17 protein-coding genes are annotated in these 16,317 nt (G+C 62.0%); 5 read left to right on the plus strand and 12 right to left on the minus strand.

Going from position 1 to position 16,317, the window contains the following annotated elements:
- Positions 1-30 precede the first annotated feature (30 nt).
- Genes dapC through purM form a run of 5 tightly spaced genes read right to left on the minus strand, consistent with a single transcriptional unit; the run spans position 31 to position 4,426 of the window.
- Complete coding sequence (dapC, locus tag KVO92_RS17895) at positions 31-1,227, minus strand: succinyldiaminopimelate transaminase (protein ID WP_217476875.1); 1,197 nt, start codon at positions 1,225-1,227, stop codon at positions 31-33.
- A 52-nt stretch (positions 1,228-1,279) separates the two neighbouring features.
- Positions 1,280-1,945 carry a COG3650 family protein gene (locus tag KVO92_RS17900; protein WP_217476876.1) on the minus strand — a complete coding sequence of 222 codons (666 nt, stop codon included), beginning with the start codon at positions 1,943-1,945 and terminating at the stop codon, positions 1,280-1,282.
- 56 nt (positions 1,946-2,001) lie between these two features.
- A complete protein-coding gene (locus KVO92_RS17905; protein WP_217476877.1) occupies positions 2,002-2,712 on the minus strand; it encodes a DUF3108 domain-containing protein in 711 nt (236 codons plus the stop codon).
- A gap of 8 nt (positions 2,713-2,720) precedes the next feature.
- A complete protein-coding gene (gene purN / locus KVO92_RS17910) occupies positions 2,721-3,368 on the minus strand; it encodes a phosphoribosylglycinamide formyltransferase (protein ID WP_217476878.1) in 648 nt (215 codons plus the stop codon).
- Positions 3,368-4,426, minus strand: a complete 1,059-nt coding sequence (gene purM, locus KVO92_RS17915; RefSeq protein WP_217476879.1) for a phosphoribosylformylglycinamidine cyclo-ligase — start codon at positions 4,424-4,426, stop codon at positions 3,368-3,370. The genes purN and purM overlap by 1 nt, the downstream gene beginning before the upstream one ends.
- 319 nt (positions 4,427-4,745) lie before the next feature.
- Between purM and KVO92_RS17920 the strand changes: the two genes are divergently transcribed.
- The 3 genes from KVO92_RS17920 (at position 4,746) to hda (ending at position 7,759) form a co-directional block, all read left to right on the plus strand.
- Positions 4,746-5,855, plus strand: coding sequence for a DUF2066 domain-containing protein (locus KVO92_RS17920; RefSeq protein WP_217476880.1), 1,110 nt, complete (start codon positions 4,746-4,748; stop codon positions 5,853-5,855).
- A 114-nt stretch (positions 5,856-5,969) separates the two neighbouring features.
- Positions 5,970-7,058 (plus strand): AI-2E family transporter, encoded by a 1,089-nt coding sequence (locus KVO92_RS17925; protein ID WP_217476881.1) that lies wholly within the window; start codon positions 5,970-5,972, stop codon positions 7,056-7,058.
- Entirely contained in the window at positions 7,055-7,759 is a 705-nt protein-coding gene (hda, locus tag KVO92_RS17930) for a DnaA regulatory inactivator Hda (RefSeq protein ID WP_217476882.1), read from the plus strand. The genes KVO92_RS17925 and hda overlap by 4 nt, the downstream gene beginning before the upstream one ends.
- 163 nt (positions 7,760-7,922) lie before the next feature.
- On the opposite strand, the gene KVO92_RS17935 is transcribed toward hda, so the two are convergent.
- From KVO92_RS17935 to arsC, 3 genes are read right to left on the minus strand one after another with little or no spacing between them, the layout of a single operon-like run.
- The gene (locus KVO92_RS17935; protein ID WP_217476883.1) at positions 7,923-8,333 is read right to left on the minus strand and encodes a DUF2069 domain-containing protein; all 411 of its coding nucleotides are present in this window, start codon (positions 8,331-8,333) and stop codon (positions 7,923-7,925) included.
- The gene (gene wrbA, locus KVO92_RS17940) at positions 8,326-8,931 is read right to left on the minus strand and encodes an NAD(P)H:quinone oxidoreductase (protein ID WP_217476884.1); all 606 of its coding nucleotides are present in this window, start codon (positions 8,929-8,931) and stop codon (positions 8,326-8,328) included. Before wrbA ends, KVO92_RS17935 begins: the two co-directional genes overlap by 8 nt.
- The gene (arsC, locus tag KVO92_RS17945; protein WP_217476885.1) at positions 8,928-9,281 is read right to left on the minus strand and encodes an arsenate reductase (glutaredoxin); all 354 of its coding nucleotides are present in this window, start codon (positions 9,279-9,281) and stop codon (positions 8,928-8,930) included. Before arsC ends, wrbA begins: the two co-directional genes overlap by 4 nt.
- A gap of 162 nt (positions 9,282-9,443) precedes the next feature.
- Here arsC and KVO92_RS17950 point away from each other — a divergent pair, with 162 nt between their 5' ends.
- Both KVO92_RS17950 and KVO92_RS17955 read left to right on the plus strand, forming a co-directional pair.
- The gene (locus KVO92_RS17950; protein WP_217476886.1) at positions 9,444-10,664 is read left to right on the plus strand and encodes a virulence factor BrkB family protein; all 1,221 of its coding nucleotides are present in this window, start codon (positions 9,444-9,446) and stop codon (positions 10,662-10,664) included.
- A 32-nt stretch (positions 10,665-10,696) separates the two neighbouring features.
- Positions 10,697-11,152, plus strand: a complete 456-nt coding sequence (locus KVO92_RS17955) for a TlpA family protein disulfide reductase (protein WP_217476887.1) — start codon at positions 10,697-10,699, stop codon at positions 11,150-11,152.
- A 28-nt stretch (positions 11,153-11,180) separates the two neighbouring features.
- Here KVO92_RS17955 and KVO92_RS17960 read toward each other — a convergent pair whose 3' ends face one another.
- The 4 genes from KVO92_RS17960 to KVO92_RS17975 form a co-directional block, all read right to left on the minus strand.
- Positions 11,181-11,726: a lytic transglycosylase domain-containing protein gene (locus KVO92_RS17960; protein ID WP_217477295.1), complete on the minus strand. Its 546-nt coding sequence runs from the start codon at positions 11,724-11,726 to the stop codon at positions 11,181-11,183.
- 36 nt (positions 11,727-11,762) lie between these two features.
- Positions 11,763-12,707, minus strand: a complete 945-nt coding sequence (locus tag KVO92_RS17965) for a hypothetical protein (protein ID WP_217476888.1) — start codon at positions 12,705-12,707, stop codon at positions 11,763-11,765.
- Positions 12,708-12,715: 8 nt separating this feature from the next.
- On the minus strand, positions 12,716-14,431 hold the full coding sequence (locus KVO92_RS17970; RefSeq protein ID WP_217476889.1) for a proline--tRNA ligase: 1,716 nt from the start codon (positions 14,429-14,431) through the stop codon (positions 12,716-12,718).
- Positions 14,432-14,595: 164 nt separating this feature from the next.
- The gene (locus tag KVO92_RS17975; protein ID WP_217476890.1) at positions 14,596-15,876 is read right to left on the minus strand and encodes an OprD family porin; all 1,281 of its coding nucleotides are present in this window, start codon (positions 15,874-15,876) and stop codon (positions 14,596-14,598) included.
- Positions 15,877-16,317: the final 441 nt, after the last annotated feature.

The raw sequence follows: 16,317 nt of genomic DNA on the forward strand, positions 1-16,317 counted from the left end.
AAGCCGGACGCCCTGGCGTCCGGCTTTTCGTCAGAGCGCGGCGATGAAGGTTCGAATGCGCTCGGCGGCCTCGACGCAATCGGCCAGTGGCGCCACCAGCGCCATGCGCACCCGGCCCGCTCCAGGGCTGGCGCCCTCTACTTCGCGTGACAAGTAAGAGCCGGGGACCACGGTGACGTGCTCGCGGGCGAACAGCTCGCGGGTGAACTGCTGATCATCGACCGGCGTCTTCGGCCAGAGGTAAAACCCGCCATCAGGGCGCTGCACGTCCATTACCGGGGTAAGGATGTCCAGCACCGCGTCGAATTTCTCGCGGTAGAGCTGTCGGTTGGCCTGCACATGGCTTTCATCGTTCCAGGCGGCGATGCTCGCCAGCTGTGTCTGCACTGGCATGGCGCAGCCGTGGTAGGTGCGGTAGAGCAGGAACGCCTTCAGGATCTCGGCGTCGCCGGCAACGAACCCGGAGCGTAGTCCTGGTAGGTTGGAGCGCTTGGAGAGGCTGTGGAAGACCACGCAGCGCTTGAAATCATCGCGCCCCAGTGCGGCGCAGGCGGTCAGCAGTCCTGCTGGCGGCTGGTCTTCATCGAAGTACAGCTCGCTGTAGCACTCGTCCGCCGCGATGACGAAGTCATGCTGGTCAGCCAGGGTGATCAGCTTCTTCAGCGTGTCGAGGGGCACCAGTGCGCCGGTCGGGTTGCCGGGTGAGCAGAGGAACAGGATCTGGGTGCGCCGCCAGGTGCTGGCCGAGACGGCATCGAAGTCGGGATTGAAGCCGTTTTCGGCCGTGCACGGCAGGTAATGCGGCGTGGCGCCGGCCAGCAGCGTGGCGCCTTCGTATATCTGATAGAACGGATTCGGGCTGACCACCAGCGCCTCGGTGCCGCGGTTGACCACCGCCTGTGTAAAGGCGAACAGGGCTTCACGGGTCCCGTTGACCGGCAGCACATGGCGGGCCGGGTCGATACCGCCAGTGGCGACGCCGAAGCGCCGCTCGGCCCAGCGGGCGATCGATTCGCGCAGCGCGGGTATGCCGAGCGTGGATGGATACACCGCCAGCTGATCGAGATTGGCAGCCAGCGCCTGGGCGACGAAATCAGGGGAAGGGTGCTTTGGCTCGCCGATCGACAGTGCTATCGGGCGCTTCTCGGCAGGCGGTTGGGCGCCGGCGAGCAAGGCGCGCAGCTTCTCGAATGGGTAGGGCTGCAGCAAGGACAGGTCGTTGTTCATGGTCGTGGTCTTCGAGACGTCGGGAAGCGTGCTGATTCACGCTTCGATAGCTTCATTCGCTGCGTGCACCGCCGTAATAGGCGCAGCCGCGCAGGGTTTGGTCGTCGAGGCGCAGTTCGGCTGTCAAATGGGTGACCGCGCCGGTGGCGCTGTCGACGCAGCGTAGCGGGGCGACCCAGAGGTCGAGGCGCTGGTTGTTCGCTTCACTGCTGAAGCTGATTTGCCCACCCGGCAACTGCTCTTCCAGATAGGGTAGGGCCAAGGGGGCCTGCCCCTGGCGTTCAAGCAGCATGCCCTGAGTCGTGATCCGCACAGCCCAGCCCGGCTCATGACCACCCGCACGGAGGGTGAGCTGGTCGAATTCGCGAATGTTACAGCCGTGCCCGTCGCCTTCGAGGCGATAGAGCTGGGTCAGTTGCAGCTGAGCGCTGCCGTCGGCCCGGGAGGCCAGCCTGCCGCGAACATCGGCAAACAAGCGCGTATTGCCATCTGCCCACAGGGCTTGCGCATCATCACCGAACCCCGTCGCAGCCGGGTCGAGCAGCTCCACCTGGCGCTCGCCCTGGCAGCTGTCCAGCACGAGCTTGCCCTCGCTGCGCGTGACCACACCCTGCAGCCGCTCGAGCGGTTGTCCGGGTGGCTGGTGGTTCCAGGGCATGGACTGGCAGCCAGCAAAAACCGGCAGCAAGGCGAACATCAGGGCGCGGGAGCAGGTCATCGTGGGGCTCGGCATGCAGCGTGTGGAGCTGCGCCAGCATGCTGGCGCAGGTGAGATCAGTTACCTTTCACGGCTTTGCCGTCAACGGTGCCTTCATCCAGCATGATCTGATATTCCTTACCGTCCTTTTCCACCTGATGCAGGCGGACCAGCAGGTAATCCCAGTCGGTGGCGAACCAGAGGATCGTCTGGCGCTTGCTCTGGGTCGGGTCACGCACGCGTTCGACCTTGATGGCATCCACTTGCCCGGCCTTGGTGCTGACCTTTTCCTCGCCGAGGACACGGAAATCGTAGGTTTCGATTTCATCGCCATCGACGACCTGATAACTCATGCTCTTTTCACCCGCCGCTACGGCGTGCTGAAGCGCGATCTGATAGGTGGACTTGTCCAGCAGGCCGCGGTTGAGCGGCAATTTGACCGGATCGCCACGGTCTTCGCCGACGACCTGTTTCGCCGCCCAGTCGAAGTCGTTTTTGACGACCTTGCCTTTGCCGAGCCCGCTGCGCTTGAGCCGATACTTCTGCGGCACGAAGGTGTCCCCTTCGACCTTGAACGTGCTGCGCTCGTTGAAGCTGGCCACCAGCATGGAGGCTTCGAAATCCAGCTGCCAGGTATCACCGTCGAGCTTTTCCAGGCTGCGCTGGGCCGTGCCACTGATGGGCACCTGTTTCCAGTCCGCGGTGTAGCTGGCGGAGAAAGGCTTGAGCTCCAGCGCCTGGACCGGCAGAGCCAGTACGGCAAGAGCGAGCAGCAAGGCGCGACGCATAAGATCTCCTAGATTCGTAACAGATGGCCGGTAGCCGGCAGCAGGGTGGCGTCCAGCATCGCGCCTTGTTCGGCAAGGCGCAAGCGGCCGTCGGCGAACCAGCGAACGGCCAGAGGATAGATGACGTGCTCGGCTGCATGGACCCGCTCGGTCAGCTGGTCAATGCTGTCGTCGGGTTCGACGGCAAAGGCTGCCTGGATGGCGACAGGGCCACCGTCGAGTTCTTCGGTGACGAAATGGACGCTGCAGCCATGCTCGCGGTCGCCGGCATCCAGCGCTCGGCGATGGGTATCCAGCCCTTTGTATTTCGGTAGCAGCGACGGATGTATGTTGAGCAGACGGCCGTGGTAATGGCGCACGAAGCCGGGGGTGAGGATACGCATGAATCCGGCCAGCACCACCAACTGCGGCTGATGCGCGTCGATGATCTCCATCAGTGCCGCATCGAAGGCTTCCCGGTCGGCGTAATCCTTGTGCCGCACCACATGCGTGGGAATGCCTGCAGCCTGTGCGCGTTGCAGGCCGAAGGCTTCTGCACGATTGGAAACCACCGCGCAGATGCGTGCCGGGTTACCGGCTTCGATACTGTCGATCAGGGCCTGCAGATTGCTGCCGGACCCCGATATGAGCACCACGATATTGCAGGTCGGGGTCATCAGTGACTTTTCAGGTTGTTCAGTACAACGCGCTCGGCGCCTTCGCCGGCCGCTGCAATCTGACCGATCACCCAAGGCTGTTCGCCGGCGTCACGCAGATTGTCGAGCACCGCTTCGACCTGGTTCTGGGCGACGCAGATGACCATACCGACGCCGCAGTTCAAGACACGGTGCATCTCGTGCTCGTCAACGTTGCCCTGCTCCTGCAGCCAATCGAAGACTGCCGGGCGCTGCCAGCTGGCAACGTCGATGACCGCCTGGCTGCCATCGGGCAGTACGCGCGGAATGTTGTCCAGCAGGCCACCGCCCGTGATGTGCGCCATCGCCTTGACCGCACCGGTGTCCTTGATCAGCTTGAGCAGTGGCTTGACATAGATGCGGGTCGGCGCCATCAACAGCTCGGTCAGCGGCTTGCCGTCGAGTTGGGTGTTCTCGATGTCGGCGCCGGCTACTTCGATGATCTTGCGGATCAGCGAATAGCCGTTCGAATGTGGGCCGGAAGAGGGCAGTGCGATCAGCGCATCGCCCGCGGTCACGGTTGTTCCGTCGATGATCTCGCTTTTCTCCACCACGCCGACGCAGAAGCCCGCCAGGTCGTAATCTTCCCCTTCGTACATGCCGGGCATTTCCGCCGTCTCGCCGCCCACCAGCGAGCAGCCGGCCAGTTCGCAGCCGGCACCGATGCCGGTGACCACGGTGGCGGCGATGTCGACATTGAGCTTGCCGGTGGCGTAGTAATCGAGGAAGAAAAGCGGCTCGGCGCCGCAGACAACCAGGTCGTTGACGCACATCGCCACCAGGTCCTGGCCGATGCTGTCGTGCTTGTTCAGGTTCAGAGCCAGGCGCAGCTTGGTGCCGACGCCGTCCGTGCCGGACACCAGTACGGGCTGCTTGTAGCCCGCCGGGATTTCGCAGAGGGCGCCGAAGCCGCCCAGCCCGCCCATGACTTCAGGACGCGCGGTGCGCTTGGCTACGCCCTTGATGCGTTCAACCAGCGCTTCGCCTGCATCGATGTCGACACCGGCGTCCTTGTAGCTGATGGAGGGTTGCTTGCTCATAGAGATCCGGACCTGTGAGGAGAGTGCGGGGCGACCGGTGGAACGGAGTCTGTCTCGACGTGGCGAGGGCGCCGGACCGGTCAGCGGAAAGCGCGCGATTTTATCAGGCTTGCCGCAGAGCGACCATCCCGCACACCGGATCCAGCTAGCAGCAGCCCGGAGCGGCGATGTCGAGTCGAGCGGGTGCCGCAACTGTGCGGCGGTTGCCCCGATTCAAGCGCCTGTTTAAGGTATAACGCGTGTTTCACCGTGGCCGCATCCGATCGTCGCCGAGCGATCGTTAGGCTTCCCCATGACTGGCCAGCCAGCGAGTATCCGCATGCCTCTTATCCCCCGCTTCATAGCTTTGTGCTGCGCCATGGTTTCCGCTCACAGCCTGGCGGCACCGGTCAGCGACCTGTACAAGGTGCGAGAGCCGGTGGCCAGTCAGCAGCCAGCGGAGCGCGAGGAAGCGTTGCGCAAGGCGTTCGACACCCTGGTGTTGCGCCTGACTGGCGATCCTGAGACGGACGAGGCTGCCGTTGCGCAGTTGCGCAAGGACCCGCAGCAACTGATAAGCCGATATGCCTACGAGGATGGTGCGGTGGTGGTGAGCTTCGACCCGACCACTACCGAACGTGCATTACGCAAAGCCGGCTTGTCGTTGTGGGGCAGCGACCGCCCCAGCGTGCTGACCTGGTGGTTGACGGAGTCGAGCGACGGCTCGCAGCTCATCGGTGATGCGCAGGACGGCGCATCCGACTTGCAGGCGGCCGCGCAGCATCGTGGCTTACCGCTGCGTTTGCCGCTTGCCGACCTGAGCGAGCAGATCGCCGCCACGGCTGAGACGGTGGCGGCGGATGACCCGGGAGCACTTCGCGACGTATCCGAGCGTTACGATGCAGATAGCTTGCTCACCGTGCTGGCTAAGCATTCTGACGACACCTGGCAGGCGAACTGGCATTTCTGGCTTGGCGACAAGCGCACCCAAGGCAAGGCGAGTGGCGCCACCCGCGCCGCTGTGGCCGACGAAATCCTGTCGGAGGTCAGCGCCTTCCTGGCGCCGCAATACCGCGTCGCGCCGGGCGCGGTTGCCGAAATCACACTCGAGGTGCTGGGCGCCGACGTCGATCGCTTTGCCGAATTGGACCGCCTGCTCGAACCCTTCGATGCCCACTTGCAGCGCGTCGATAGGGATCGCTTGGTGTATCGCCTCAACGCCAGCCCGGAACAACTTCGGGCGCAGCTGGCCTTGGCACGTCTGCAGGAGGTGCCTGCTGATGAGGTCGACGAGCAGCCCGTTGAAGCGCAGACGCCCTCGGCTGACGCGGCGCTTGATCCTGCTGTCCAGCCGATCGACGCCGAGACGCCTATCGAAGAACCGAAACGGCCTGCTGAGCTACCATCCGCGTCGAGAGACCAGGGCGAGGTGCTGCGCTTTCGCTGGTAGCTGAAGGCGCTGCAATAGGCGCCAATGGTTCGGTGCCGCTACCCGCGGCACGTGCCGGTTTCTCTTGCCTGCCGAGAGCATGGCTCTCGATCAACGGAACAAGGCGTACAGATCATGACCATCACCTCCACTAACCGCTGGCTCTGGCTGGCGGCGCTCTTGCTGCTTGGCTGGCTGGTCTATCAGCTCTCGCCGATCCTTTCCCCATTTCTGGTGGGCATTCTGCTGGCGTACCTGGGCGATCCGCTGGTCGATAGGCTGGAGAACTGGAAACTGTCGCGGACCTGGGGCGTGATCCTGGTGTTTGCGTTGTTCCTGCTGCTGTGCCTGTTGATGTTGCTGGTACTGGTGCCGATGCTGGGCAAGCAGCTGATGCACCTGTATCAGCTGGCGCCTCTGGGGCTCGACTGGCTGCAGGTCACGGCGTTGCCTTGGGTGCAGATGCAGTTTGGTCTTGAAGAAGAGTTCTGGCGTTTCGATCAACTCAAGAGTGCCTTTTCCGCCAATCTCGGCAGTACCAAGGACGTGGTTGCGGTCATCCTGAGCCAGGCGACCGCTTCGGGCCTTGCGCTGCTCGCGTGGCTGGCGAATCTCTTTCTGGTGCCGGTGGTGTGCTTCTATCTGCTGCGCGATTGGGATCTGATCATGGCCAAGCTGCGGGCGCTGTTGCCACGGCGCCGGGAGGAGACCGTGATGGCTTTGATGCGCGAATGCCACGAGGTCATTGGCGCCTTTCTGCGCGGGCAGCTGTTGGTGATGTTGGCGCTTGCCGTGGTGTATTCCGCCGGGCTCATGCTGGTTGGCGTCGAGCTTGGGTTACTGATCGGCGTGCTGGCAGGCCTGGCGAGCATCGTGCCGTATATGGGATTCGTGGTCGGTATCGGCGCGGCGGTGATCGCTGTCCTGTTCCAGTTTGGCCTGGAGCCTTATCCCTTGCTGGGCGTCGCCGCGGTGTTCGCGGTCGGGCAGATGCTCGAAGGCATGTTACTGACGCCCTTGCTGGTGGGCGATCGGATCGGTCTGCATCCGGTTGCGGTGATCTTCGCGGTGCTGGCGGGCGGTCAGCTGTTCGGCTTCACTGGCGTACTGCTGGCGCTGCCGGTGGCCGCGGTGATCATGGTTCTGCTGCGCCATGTGCATGATCTCTATAAACTCTCGGACCTTTACGCAGAGCCTCCGGTCGATCCGCCCCGCCAACCATGAAACCCATTCAACTGCCCCTGGGCATCCGCCTTCGCGACGATGCCACCTTTGCCAACTTCTATCCGGGCGCCAATGCCGCTGCGCTGGGCTACGTTGAGCGCGTCTGTTCGCCCGAGGCCGGCTGGTCCGACGAACTGATCTATCTCTGGGGCAACACCGGCGTGGGGCGCAGCCACCTGCTCCAGGCCGCCTGTCTGCGGGTCGAGCAGCGCGGCGAACTTGCCGTGTACCTGCCGCTGGCTGAGGTGGGCGAATACGGTCCAGCGTTGCTGGACAATCTGGAGCAGAGCGAGCTGGTCTGCCTGGATGATCTGGATGCAGTTGCGGGCGATCCGGTCTGGGAAGAGGCGTTGTTCCATCTGTTCAATCGGTTGCGCGATAGCGGCCGACGCCTGCTGCTCGCCGCCGATGCCTCGCCGCGAGAGATCGCGATCCAGCTGCCGGACCTCAAGTCGCGCTTGAGCCTTTCACTGGTGTTCCAGTTGCAGGAGCTGTCCGACGAGGACAAGCTGCGCGCGCTGCAGCTGCGTGCGTCGCGGCGTGGACTGAGCCTGCCCGATGATGTCGGCCGCTTCATTCTTACCCGTGGCGCTCGCGACATGAGCGCCTTGTTCGAGCTGCTCGACCGGCTCGACCAGGCTTCGCTGCAGGCGCAGCGTAAGCTCACCATTCCGTTTCTCAAGGAAACGCTTGGCTGGTAGCAGCGCCAGGGCATGAGGGGTGTGCCCGTTCCCTCTTGAAGCCGCTACGAGGGGCGAGTGCTTTCGCCGCTAGTAGCCAGCCAGGGTGGTTTCGATCCACCGGGGATGGCCATCGAGCCAATTTGAGTTGGGCGCAGGGTTGTGGTCCCGCGCCCCGTCTACCTCAGTTCTCTCCCGCTGCCTTGCGTTCGTATTGATAAGCCCAGCGGGTATAAAGCAGAGCGCCGGTGAACAAGGTCAGGCTGATGATCGCCTCCAGCCAGCCGTAGAACATCCGGGCCGGGTCGATGGCCGCGAGTACGCCCTGAATGAAGTACAGGTTGACGATGAAACATGTCCAGGCGTGCGCACGTGGGCTGCCGGAGATCATGCCCGGGGCGACCAGTAAAAGCGGGATCAGCTGAATACCGACCACGACCCAGGTGCGTGCCCCATGGAGATCGGCGAACGCGAGGTTCCAGACGACCAGTAGCACGGCGAGACCAATGAAGCTGGCCAGACTGATCGCACGAGCGAGTTTGACCCGCGGTGTCAGCCATTCCAGCGTTGGGAGCGGTTTGGGTTTTCTAGCCACGGACATTCTCCAGGCGCTTGGCGGTGTCCGCGATGCGCTGCCCTAAGGCACGGCAAAGGGCAATTTCGTTATCGTCCAGCTGACGCTTGCTGTCTGTGCCGGCGTGATGGCTCGGTCCATAGGGCGTACCGCCGCCACGAGTCTCGAGTAACGCGTTTTCGCTGTAGGGCAGACCGAGTACCAGCATGCCGTGGTGAAGCAGTGGTAATAGCATCGACAGCAGCGTCGATTCCTGCCCGCCGTGCAGGCTGGACGTCGAGGTAAAGACGCCGGCGGGTTTGCCCACCAGTTCGCCCGTCAGCCAGAGGCCACTGGTGCCGTCGAGGAAGTACTTCAGAGGCGCAGCCATGTTGCCGAATCGGGTCGGGCTGCCGAGTGCCAGCCCGGCGCAGTTCTTCAAGTCATCCAGGGTCGCGTAGACCGCACCCTGCTCGGGAATGCTCGGCGCTACCGCTTCGCACTCGGTCGATACCGCCGGCACGGTGCGAAGCCGCGCTTCGAGTCCGGTCTGCTCGATGCCGCGGGCGATCTGCCTCGCCATCTCGGCAGTGGCGCCGTGGCGGCTGTAATACAGCACCAGGATGTAGGAAGCGTTCATGGCAGTAGCTCCAACACCTTCTCGGGTGGACGACCGATCACGGCGGCATCGTCGGTGACCAGGATGGGCCGCTCGATCAGCTTCGGGTGAGCGATCATCGCTTCGATGATCTGGCGGTCGCTGAGGCTCGGATCGGCCAGGTTGAGGGTCTTGTATTCCGCTTCGCCCGTGCGCAGAAGTTGGCGCGCCGGGATGCCCAGGCGGGCAATGATCCGTTGCAGCTCTTCGGCAGACGGGGGCGTTTCCAGGTAATTGATCACCGTGGGCGTCAGGCCACGCTGTGTGAGCAATTCCAACGCGCCACGCGATTTCGAGCAGCGCGGATTGTGATAGAGGGTCAGTTCGGTCATTTGCAGTTTGCTTCACGCCAGGGAAGGCCGTCATTCTAACCTTCAAAGCCGCAAGGCTTGAAACGCTGCTCGCGGGCGGCTGTCTGCACAGGTAGGCTTTCGCTCTGTCACAGGCCTGCAAGCGTGTGTTTCGGCAATCGTGACTGGCACCGAGGGGATGGGATGCAGCAACGGATCAAGGACTTCGTCGAGTTTGTTCGCTTTCTAGTGCAGCGATTCCTGGCCGACCGTGGGGCCCACAGCGCAGCAGCCTTGACCTATACGACGCTGTTCGCGGTTGTGCCGATGATGACGGTGACCTTCGCCATGCTCTCGGCGATCCCTGCGTTCCAGGGCGTCGGCGAGCAGATACAGATCTATATCTTCAACAACTTCATTCCATCCACCGGCGCTACCATTCAGGAGTATCTGGTGGCCTTCACCGATCAGGCCAGGCAGCTCACCTGGTTCGGTGTGGGCTTTCTGATGGCGACCGCGCTGATGATGCTGCTCACCATCGAAAAGGCCTTCAATGTCATCTGGCGCGTGCGCCAACCCCGTCGTGGTATTTCGAGCTTTTTGTTGTACTGGGCCATCCTGAGCCTGGGGCCTCTGTTGCTCGGCGCGGGATTCGCCATGAGCACCTACATCACCTCGTTGTCGCTGATCTCCGGGCCTCACGCGGTCGTGGGGGCGCGCACCATTCTCAAGGCGATGCCGCTGGTGCTGAGCATCGCGGCCTTCACGCTGATCTACGCTGCCGTGCCGAATACTCGGGTACCCCTGCGGCACGCCGTGGTCGGAGGGGCCTTCACCGCCGTTCTGTTCGAGGCGGCGAAGCAGTTGTTCGGCCTGTATGTCAGCTATTTCCCCAGCTATCAGCTGATCTACGGTGCCTTCGCCGCGGTGCCGCTGTTTCTACTGTGGGTCTATCTCTCCTGGATGATCGTGCTGTTCGGTGCGGAGCTGGTGTGCGGCTTGTCGTCGTCTCAGCAATGGCGTCAGCGCTCGGTGCCCCGTCTGCTGGTCATGCTTGGGCTGCTGCGCGTGCTTTATGAGAGCCAGCAGGCCGGACGCGAGGTGCGTTTGCGCGACGCGCACCGAAACGGCTGGCAGCTGCCCGAGGACGAGTGGGACGAAATTTTCGAGTTCTTCGAGCGTGAACAGTTGGTATGTCGCACCGGGTCGTCCGGCTGGGTACTCTGCCGCGATCTCAATCACTACAGCTTCGATCAGCTGTTGCGCTGCAATCCCTGGCCCCTGTCGGGCAGGCAGGCGCTACCGGATCACCTCGACGAGCCCTGGTATCCAACCCTGCGTCAGACCCTGGACCTGCTCCACAAAGAGCAGGCCAGCCTCTTCGGAGGTAGTGTCGCCGACTGGCTGCAGGCACGCCGGGTATGATCACGACACGGCTTCATTGCAAGGAAACCAAGATGATCAAACGGTCCGTAGGTCTATTCGCGGTACTCGCCTGCCTGGCGCTGGCCGGCTGTGGTGAGGATTGGGGGCCTGACCAGAACGGTTCTGCTGTCACGGCTCAACAGCTCAAGGGTCAGTGGCTGGTCATCAACTACTGGGCGGAGTGGTGCGGGCCTTGCCGGACCGAAGTGCCCGAGCTCAACGCACTGGATAGCGCCAGCGATGATGTCACGGTGCTGGGGGTGAATTTCGACGGGTTGCAGGGTGACGAACTGGTCGCCGCGGCCGATGCGCTGGGCATTGCCTTTCGGGTACTCAGTGTCGATCCGGCGGAACGCCTGGACCTACCGCGCAGTGCGGTACTGCCGGTGACCTATATCGTGGATGCCTCAGGGACAGTGCGCGAGCATCTGGTGGGTGAACAGACGAAGGAGGGGCTGCTCGCTCGGCTGGATGCATTAAGGCGATAGCGCTAAAGAAAATGCTGCCTGAACGGGCTCAAGGCTTCACATACCAGAAGTCCTGCCAAAAACCGATGACCTTCGCCGGGTACTGAGGCTTGCCGAGGCTGCCGTTGTAGCGCGCGAGGGCACGGTTAATGTCGCCGTTCTCTTTCTTCAGGTAATAGCTGAGGATGGTGCAGCCGTAGCGCAAATTGGTGGCATTGTCGGTGAGGTTGTCCTGTGGACGGCCGAGTTCGGCCTTCCAGAACGGCATGACTTGCATCATGCCCTGTGCGCCGACGCTGGAAATGGCGAAGCGATCGAACCGACTCTCGGCGTGGATCAGGGCCAGTACCATGTCCGGTTTCAGGCCTGCCTTGCTGGCCTCCTGATGTACCAGACGCAGTAACGTCAGCCGCTCCTGCGGGTCCGGAACGTAGCGTTTGAGGCGTGTCGACATGTCCAGCAACCAGACCTCGGCGTCGAATCGATCCTGAAAGCTTTCAGCTTCCGCCACGGTCCGCTGCATCAGCTCGCGCAGCTCCGGTTCCGGCGCCTGGCGAACGGACGCAGCGACTGGCCACGCCACCATCAGCGCCATCAGCCACAGCCAGGAACGAGCCTTCACGAGGCGGTCTCAGTCTTCGCCCGGATCGCTGACCTGGCGACCGGCGTCCTGCATCAGGCTGTGAAGGAACTGCTGTTGCAGGTCAGGATCGTTGCGGGTCAGTTCGATCAGGCTCTGCTCGAGCTCGCTGGCTTCTTCCTCGAGCCCCAGCTCCGACAGGCGCTTGACCCGATGCACCCACTGCTCGACATCGTCGCCTTCCAGGTCGTCGAAAATGAGGTCGTGTGCCTCGACCAGCTTTCCGCGCAGGCTGCGGCTGACCAGAAGCGTTGCGTCGGCACGGGTCGCATCCTGAGGGTCCACTACCTGCAGTTGGAGTTTGCCGACCTGGCTGATGTCCTGGTCGGCGAACGGGCCGTCGAGCAGATTCAGCCGCAGTACACCGTTGCGATCGGTGCTCAGCTCGTGGGTTTCGCTGCCTGCTACGACCTGCACCGGCCGTTCCGCCCAGGGCAGGCTGGAGTATTCGAGTCGGGCATCGCGGCGTTGCTCGTCGAGGCTGGCCAGGTTCTGCTGCGAGCGGCCGTTGGACTCGACGTTGACGAAGGGGTTGAGACCGGCAAAGCCATAGCTGATCCAGTCACGCGTGGCGCTTTCCGGCAGATGGCCGAGCATGACCACGTTGAGCACGTTGGCACCTATGCCGGCGACCACCGCAACAGCCCCCAGCGGAATCTCGTACAGCTCGCGCCACGGCTGATACGGCGTATACCGGTCATAGCGACGGGTCACTTCGAAGTCGGTGACCTCGAAGGTTTTCTGGTCGAGTATGCGAATCCGACGCTGAGGCAGCTCCAGCAGCGGCTCGCCCACTTCGATGCGCAGGCTGTGGTCCAGCAGCTTGCGCTCAGTGCGAGCCTCATGCTCGCTGCGCTGAGGCAACTGGTTGGCGCAACCACCCATAAAAAGCGCCACGCAGAGCGTGGCGCAGACTGAAGCACTTCGGTTGAGCATGATGTCCGTTAGCGACTGGTACGCGAATTGATGAACTCAAGGATATCGGCGGCCGGCACGGCCTGGCTTTCGGCATCACGGCGATGCTTGTATTCCAGGGTGCCGTCAGCAAGGCCCCGATCGCCGATCACGATGCGATGCGGAATGCCCACCAACTCCATGTCAGCGAATTTGACGCCGGGACTGGTCTTTTTGTCACGATCATCCAGCAGCACCTCGTAGCCTGCGGCTGTGAGCTCCGCATAGAGCTTGTCGGTGGCCTCACGCACGGCTTGGTTCTCGTACTTCATCGGAACCAGGGCGATCTGGAAGGGAGCCAAGGCCTCTGGCCAGAGGATGCCCCGCTCGTCGTAGTTCTGCTCGATGGCCGCGGCGACGACGCGAGAGACGCCGATACCGTAGCAGCCCATGGTCAGGGTAACCGGTTTGCCGTTCTCGCCCATGACCGAGCAGTTCATGGCTTCGCTGTACTTGGTGCCCAGCTGGAAGATGTGGCCGACTTCGATGCCGCGCTTGATCACCAGCGTGCCTTTGCCATCCGGGCTCGGGTCGCCAGCGACCACATTGCGCAGATCAGCCACTTCCGGCAACGGCAGATCGCGCTCCCAGTTGACGCCGAAGTAGTGCTTGTCTTCCTGGTTCGCGCCCGCGACGAAGTCGCTCATCAGCGCGACCGATCGATCGACGATGCAGCTGACCGGCAAGTTCAGCGGGCCGAGCGAGCCAGGGCCTGCGCCCATCGCAGCACGGATTTCGGGCTCGGTCGCGAACACCAGCGGGCTTTCGACCTGCGGCAGGTTGGCCGCTTTGATTTCGTTCAGCTCATGGTCGCCACGTACGATCAGTGCAATCAGCTGGCCTTCTTCGGCACCACGAACGATCAAGGTCTTGATGGTTTTTTCGATGGGCAGCTGGAACTGCTCGACCAGCGCGGCAATCGTTTTGCAATCGGGCGTGTCGACCAGGCGCAGCGCTTCCTGGGGTGCTCCACGCTCGGTTTCGCGTGGGATGGCTTCAGCCTTCTCGATATTCGCCGCATAGTCGGAGCTGTCGCTGAAGGCGATGTCATCTTCGCCAGATTCGGCCAGCACGTGGAACTCATGCGAGCCGGTGCCACCGATCGAACCGGTATCGGCCTGCACGGGGCGGAAGTTCAGCCCCAGGCGGGTGAAGACGTTGCAATACGCCTGATGCATGCGGTCATAGGTTTCCTGCAGCGAAGCCTGATCGGCATGGAAGGAGTAGGCGTCTTTCATCACGAATTCGCGCCCGCGCATCAGGCCGAAGCGGGGGCGAATCTCATCGCGGAATTTCGTCTGGATCTGGTAGAAATTGATCGGCAACTGCTTGTAGCTGTTGAGCTCGTTGCGAGCCAGATCCGTAATGACTTCTTCGTGGGTCGGGCCGACGCAGAACTCGCGGTCATGCCGGTCTTTCAGACGGAGCAATTCAGGCCCGTACTGGACCCAGCGGCCCGACTCCTGCCACAGTTCGGCAGGCTGGATTGCTGGCATCAGGACTTCCAGCGCGCCGGCCTTGTTCATCTCGTCGCGGACGATCGCTTCGACCTTGCGCAGTGCACGCAGGCCCATTGGCATCCAGGTATAGAGGCCAGACGCCAGCTTGCGAATCATTCCGGCACGCAGCATCAGCTGGTGGCTGATCACCACGGCATCGGAAGGGGTTTCTTTGAGGGTCGAGAGCAGGAACTGACTGGTGCGCATGTGGGCCGTTGTGTCCTTGCAGAGCGGAAAAATGACTCGGCATTGTACGGCGGCGGCGAGGTGGCGTACAGAATCCTTCGGAAGGCGTTCGGGCGGAAAACAAGAAAGCCCGGCATTTGCCGGGCTTTCTGTTTTTACCGCGAGTTACGCAACTAAGTCCCGAATTACAGGATGCTCAGCGGGTACTCGACGATCAGGCGGGTGTCGCTCAGGTCGTTATCCAGACCATTGGTGGCGTTATAGAACGCCTGGCGAACGCGCAGGGACAGATCCTTGGCAGGACCGTCCTGGAAGACGTACTTGGCTTCCAAATCCCATTCGCGTTCTTCCGCGTCCGAGTTACCAGCGCCCATATCGATGTTGCTACCGCTCACGTAGCGGGTCATGAAGCTAAGGCCCGAAACACCGTAGGCAGCCATGTCTAGGTCATAACGGACCTGCCAGGATTGCTCGTCTTCATAGTAGAAGTCGGAGTATTGGACCGAGTTGCCTAGCCAAACAGTGCCGCCGCCGTCTACGCCATAGACATAGCCATTGGTATTGTAGCCGCCATGCGACTTCTGATACGCGACAGTGAACTTATGAGCGCCAATGCCGTAAGTAGAAGCAAGGCTCCAGATGGTGTTGTCTTCGTCGCTACCAGTGTTCGTGAATTCTGACTCGTAGTCGGTCTGGTAGATATTGAAGTCAAAAGCCAACGACTGGTCTGCGTCGAGCGCCATGTTGTAATTAACGTTGCCGTAGATCTTCTCGAACGCGTCCTGCACATCCGAGTAGTACAGCGAGGTGCTCAGGCTGTCGCTGAACGCATAAGTGCCACCGACGAGGTTGATCTCATCCAGGCCAACGGAATCATGGTCAGCTTCAGATTTTGCGCTCAGGGCAGTAAAGCGGCCGACGTTCAATTCCAGTCCATCGATCTCGCTGCTAGTGATCAGGCCGCCGCGTGCGGTTTCTGGCAGCAGGCGGGCGTCGTCGGTGGAGAACACCGGGAGGGCCACGAACTGAGTGCCGTACTTAAGTACCGTATTGGATACGCGGAATTTGACTGCTGCGCCAGCCTCGGAATAGTCATCCTGCGGCCTGCCGTCACTGTCTTTCGGGAAGATGTCTGGCCAGGCACGACCTTTGCCACTGTCAAGTTTGACACCCAGCAGGCCAATCGCATCGACGCCGACGCCGACGGTGCCCTGAGTAAAGCCGGATTCGAAGGTGCCAATGAAGCCATGACCCCAAGCTTCGCGGTAGCTCTGGCCATTGGCGGCAGGGGTACCGCCGAAGCCGTTGTCGCGAGCATCACGGTTCATATACAGGTTACGGTTCAGGATGGTCAGGCTGCTGCCTTCGACAAAGCCTTCCGATTCGGACTGGCTGGACGCCAATGCCATTTGCGACGTGCCGGCCGCAACGGCCATGGCGATTACGCTCCACTTCATCACTTTCATCGTGATTGCTCCTTTGGTTCAAATTGGTGCTTGCTCCCCAGCGTGCGCTGGAAAGAGGCATCTTTATTTTCGGTATACAAGCTCAATTTCGGTCCTTGTTTGCCCAGTTTCGAAACCTGCAGCAAGCCTTGGAATTTATTGTCCCGAGGATAACTGTGTAGCTGGGGAAACTAGCGCCGGCAAGCTTAACGCAGCTATTTCCGTTTTTCTCCCCCCTCCCTGGATGCTTTTTGACTCACTGCAATAACCGTGCGCAAACGCAAAAATCGGCTTCGCGGGCATTGTTTTGCCGACTGGCTCGGGTCGGCCGGCTCTATTCCGGGGCCTTGAGGTGGTTTCATGCGCAGGCCTGGTGCGTGACGGCGCTGAAGGGCTCCAGGCGTTGGAGTATCCTTGGGTGAACGATCAGGTGCGGCTTCGGCTGGCCTGTCTTTCGATCAA

It is taken from the genome of Stutzerimonas stutzeri (assembly GCF_019090095.1).
Taxonomy (GTDB): Bacteria; Pseudomonadota; Gammaproteobacteria; order Pseudomonadales; family Pseudomonadaceae; genus Stutzerimonas; species Stutzerimonas stutzeri_AN.

What these genes read in the sequence shown, in the direction of transcription:
- KVO92_RS17975 (WP_217476890.1), bottom strand. Translation starts at nt 15,876, where the DNA reads ATGAAAGTGATGAAGTGGAGCGTAATCGCCATGGCCGTTGCGGCCGGC.
- KVO92_RS17950 (WP_217476886.1), top strand. Translation starts at nt 9,444, where the DNA reads ATGCAGCAACGGATCAAGGACTTCGTCGAGTTTGTTCGCTTTCTAGTG.
- KVO92_RS17920 (WP_217476880.1), top strand. Translation starts at nt 4,746, where the DNA reads ATGCCTCTTATCCCCCGCTTCATAGCTTTGTGCTGCGCCATGGTTTCC.
- KVO92_RS17955 (WP_217476887.1), top strand. Translation starts at nt 10,697, where the DNA reads ATGATCAAACGGTCCGTAGGTCTATTCGCGGTACTCGCCTGCCTGGCG.
- KVO92_RS17905 (WP_217476877.1), bottom strand. Translation starts at nt 2,712, where the DNA reads ATGCGTCGCGCCTTGCTGCTCGCTCTTGCCGTACTGGCTCTGCCGGTC.
- KVO92_RS17900 (WP_217476876.1), bottom strand. Translation starts at nt 1,945, where the DNA reads ATGACCTGCTCCCGCGCCCTGATGTTCGCCTTGCTGCCGGTTTTTGCT.
- wrbA (WP_217476884.1), bottom strand. Translation starts at nt 8,931, where the DNA reads ATGAACGCTTCCTACATCCTGGTGCTGTATTACAGCCGCCACGGCGCC.
- KVO92_RS17960 (WP_217477295.1), bottom strand. Translation starts at nt 11,726, where the DNA reads ATGGCGCTGATGGTGGCGTGGCCAGTCGCTGCGTCCGTTCGCCAGGCG.
- hda (WP_217476882.1), top strand. Translation starts at nt 7,055, where the DNA reads ATGAAACCCATTCAACTGCCCCTGGGCATCCGCCTTCGCGACGATGCC.
- KVO92_RS17925 (WP_217476881.1), top strand. Translation starts at nt 5,970, where the DNA reads ATGACCATCACCTCCACTAACCGCTGGCTCTGGCTGGCGGCGCTCTTG.
- KVO92_RS17970 (WP_217476889.1), bottom strand. Translation starts at nt 14,431, where the DNA reads ATGCGCACCAGTCAGTTCCTGCTCTCGACCCTCAAAGAAACCCCTTCC.
- purM (WP_217476879.1), bottom strand. Translation starts at nt 4,426, where the DNA reads ATGAGCAAGCAACCCTCCATCAGCTACAAGGACGCCGGTGTCGACATC.
- KVO92_RS17965 (WP_217476888.1), bottom strand. Translation starts at nt 12,707, where the DNA reads ATGCTCAACCGAAGTGCTTCAGTCTGCGCCACGCTCTGCGTGGCGCTT.
- dapC (WP_217476875.1), bottom strand. Translation starts at nt 1,227, where the DNA reads ATGAACAACGACCTGTCCTTGCTGCAGCCCTACCCATTCGAGAAGCTG.
- purN (WP_217476878.1), bottom strand. Translation starts at nt 3,368, where the DNA reads ATGACCCCGACCTGCAATATCGTGGTGCTCATATCGGGGTCCGGCAGC.
- arsC (WP_217476885.1), bottom strand. Translation starts at nt 9,281, where the DNA reads ATGACCGAACTGACCCTCTATCACAATCCGCGCTGCTCGAAATCGCGT.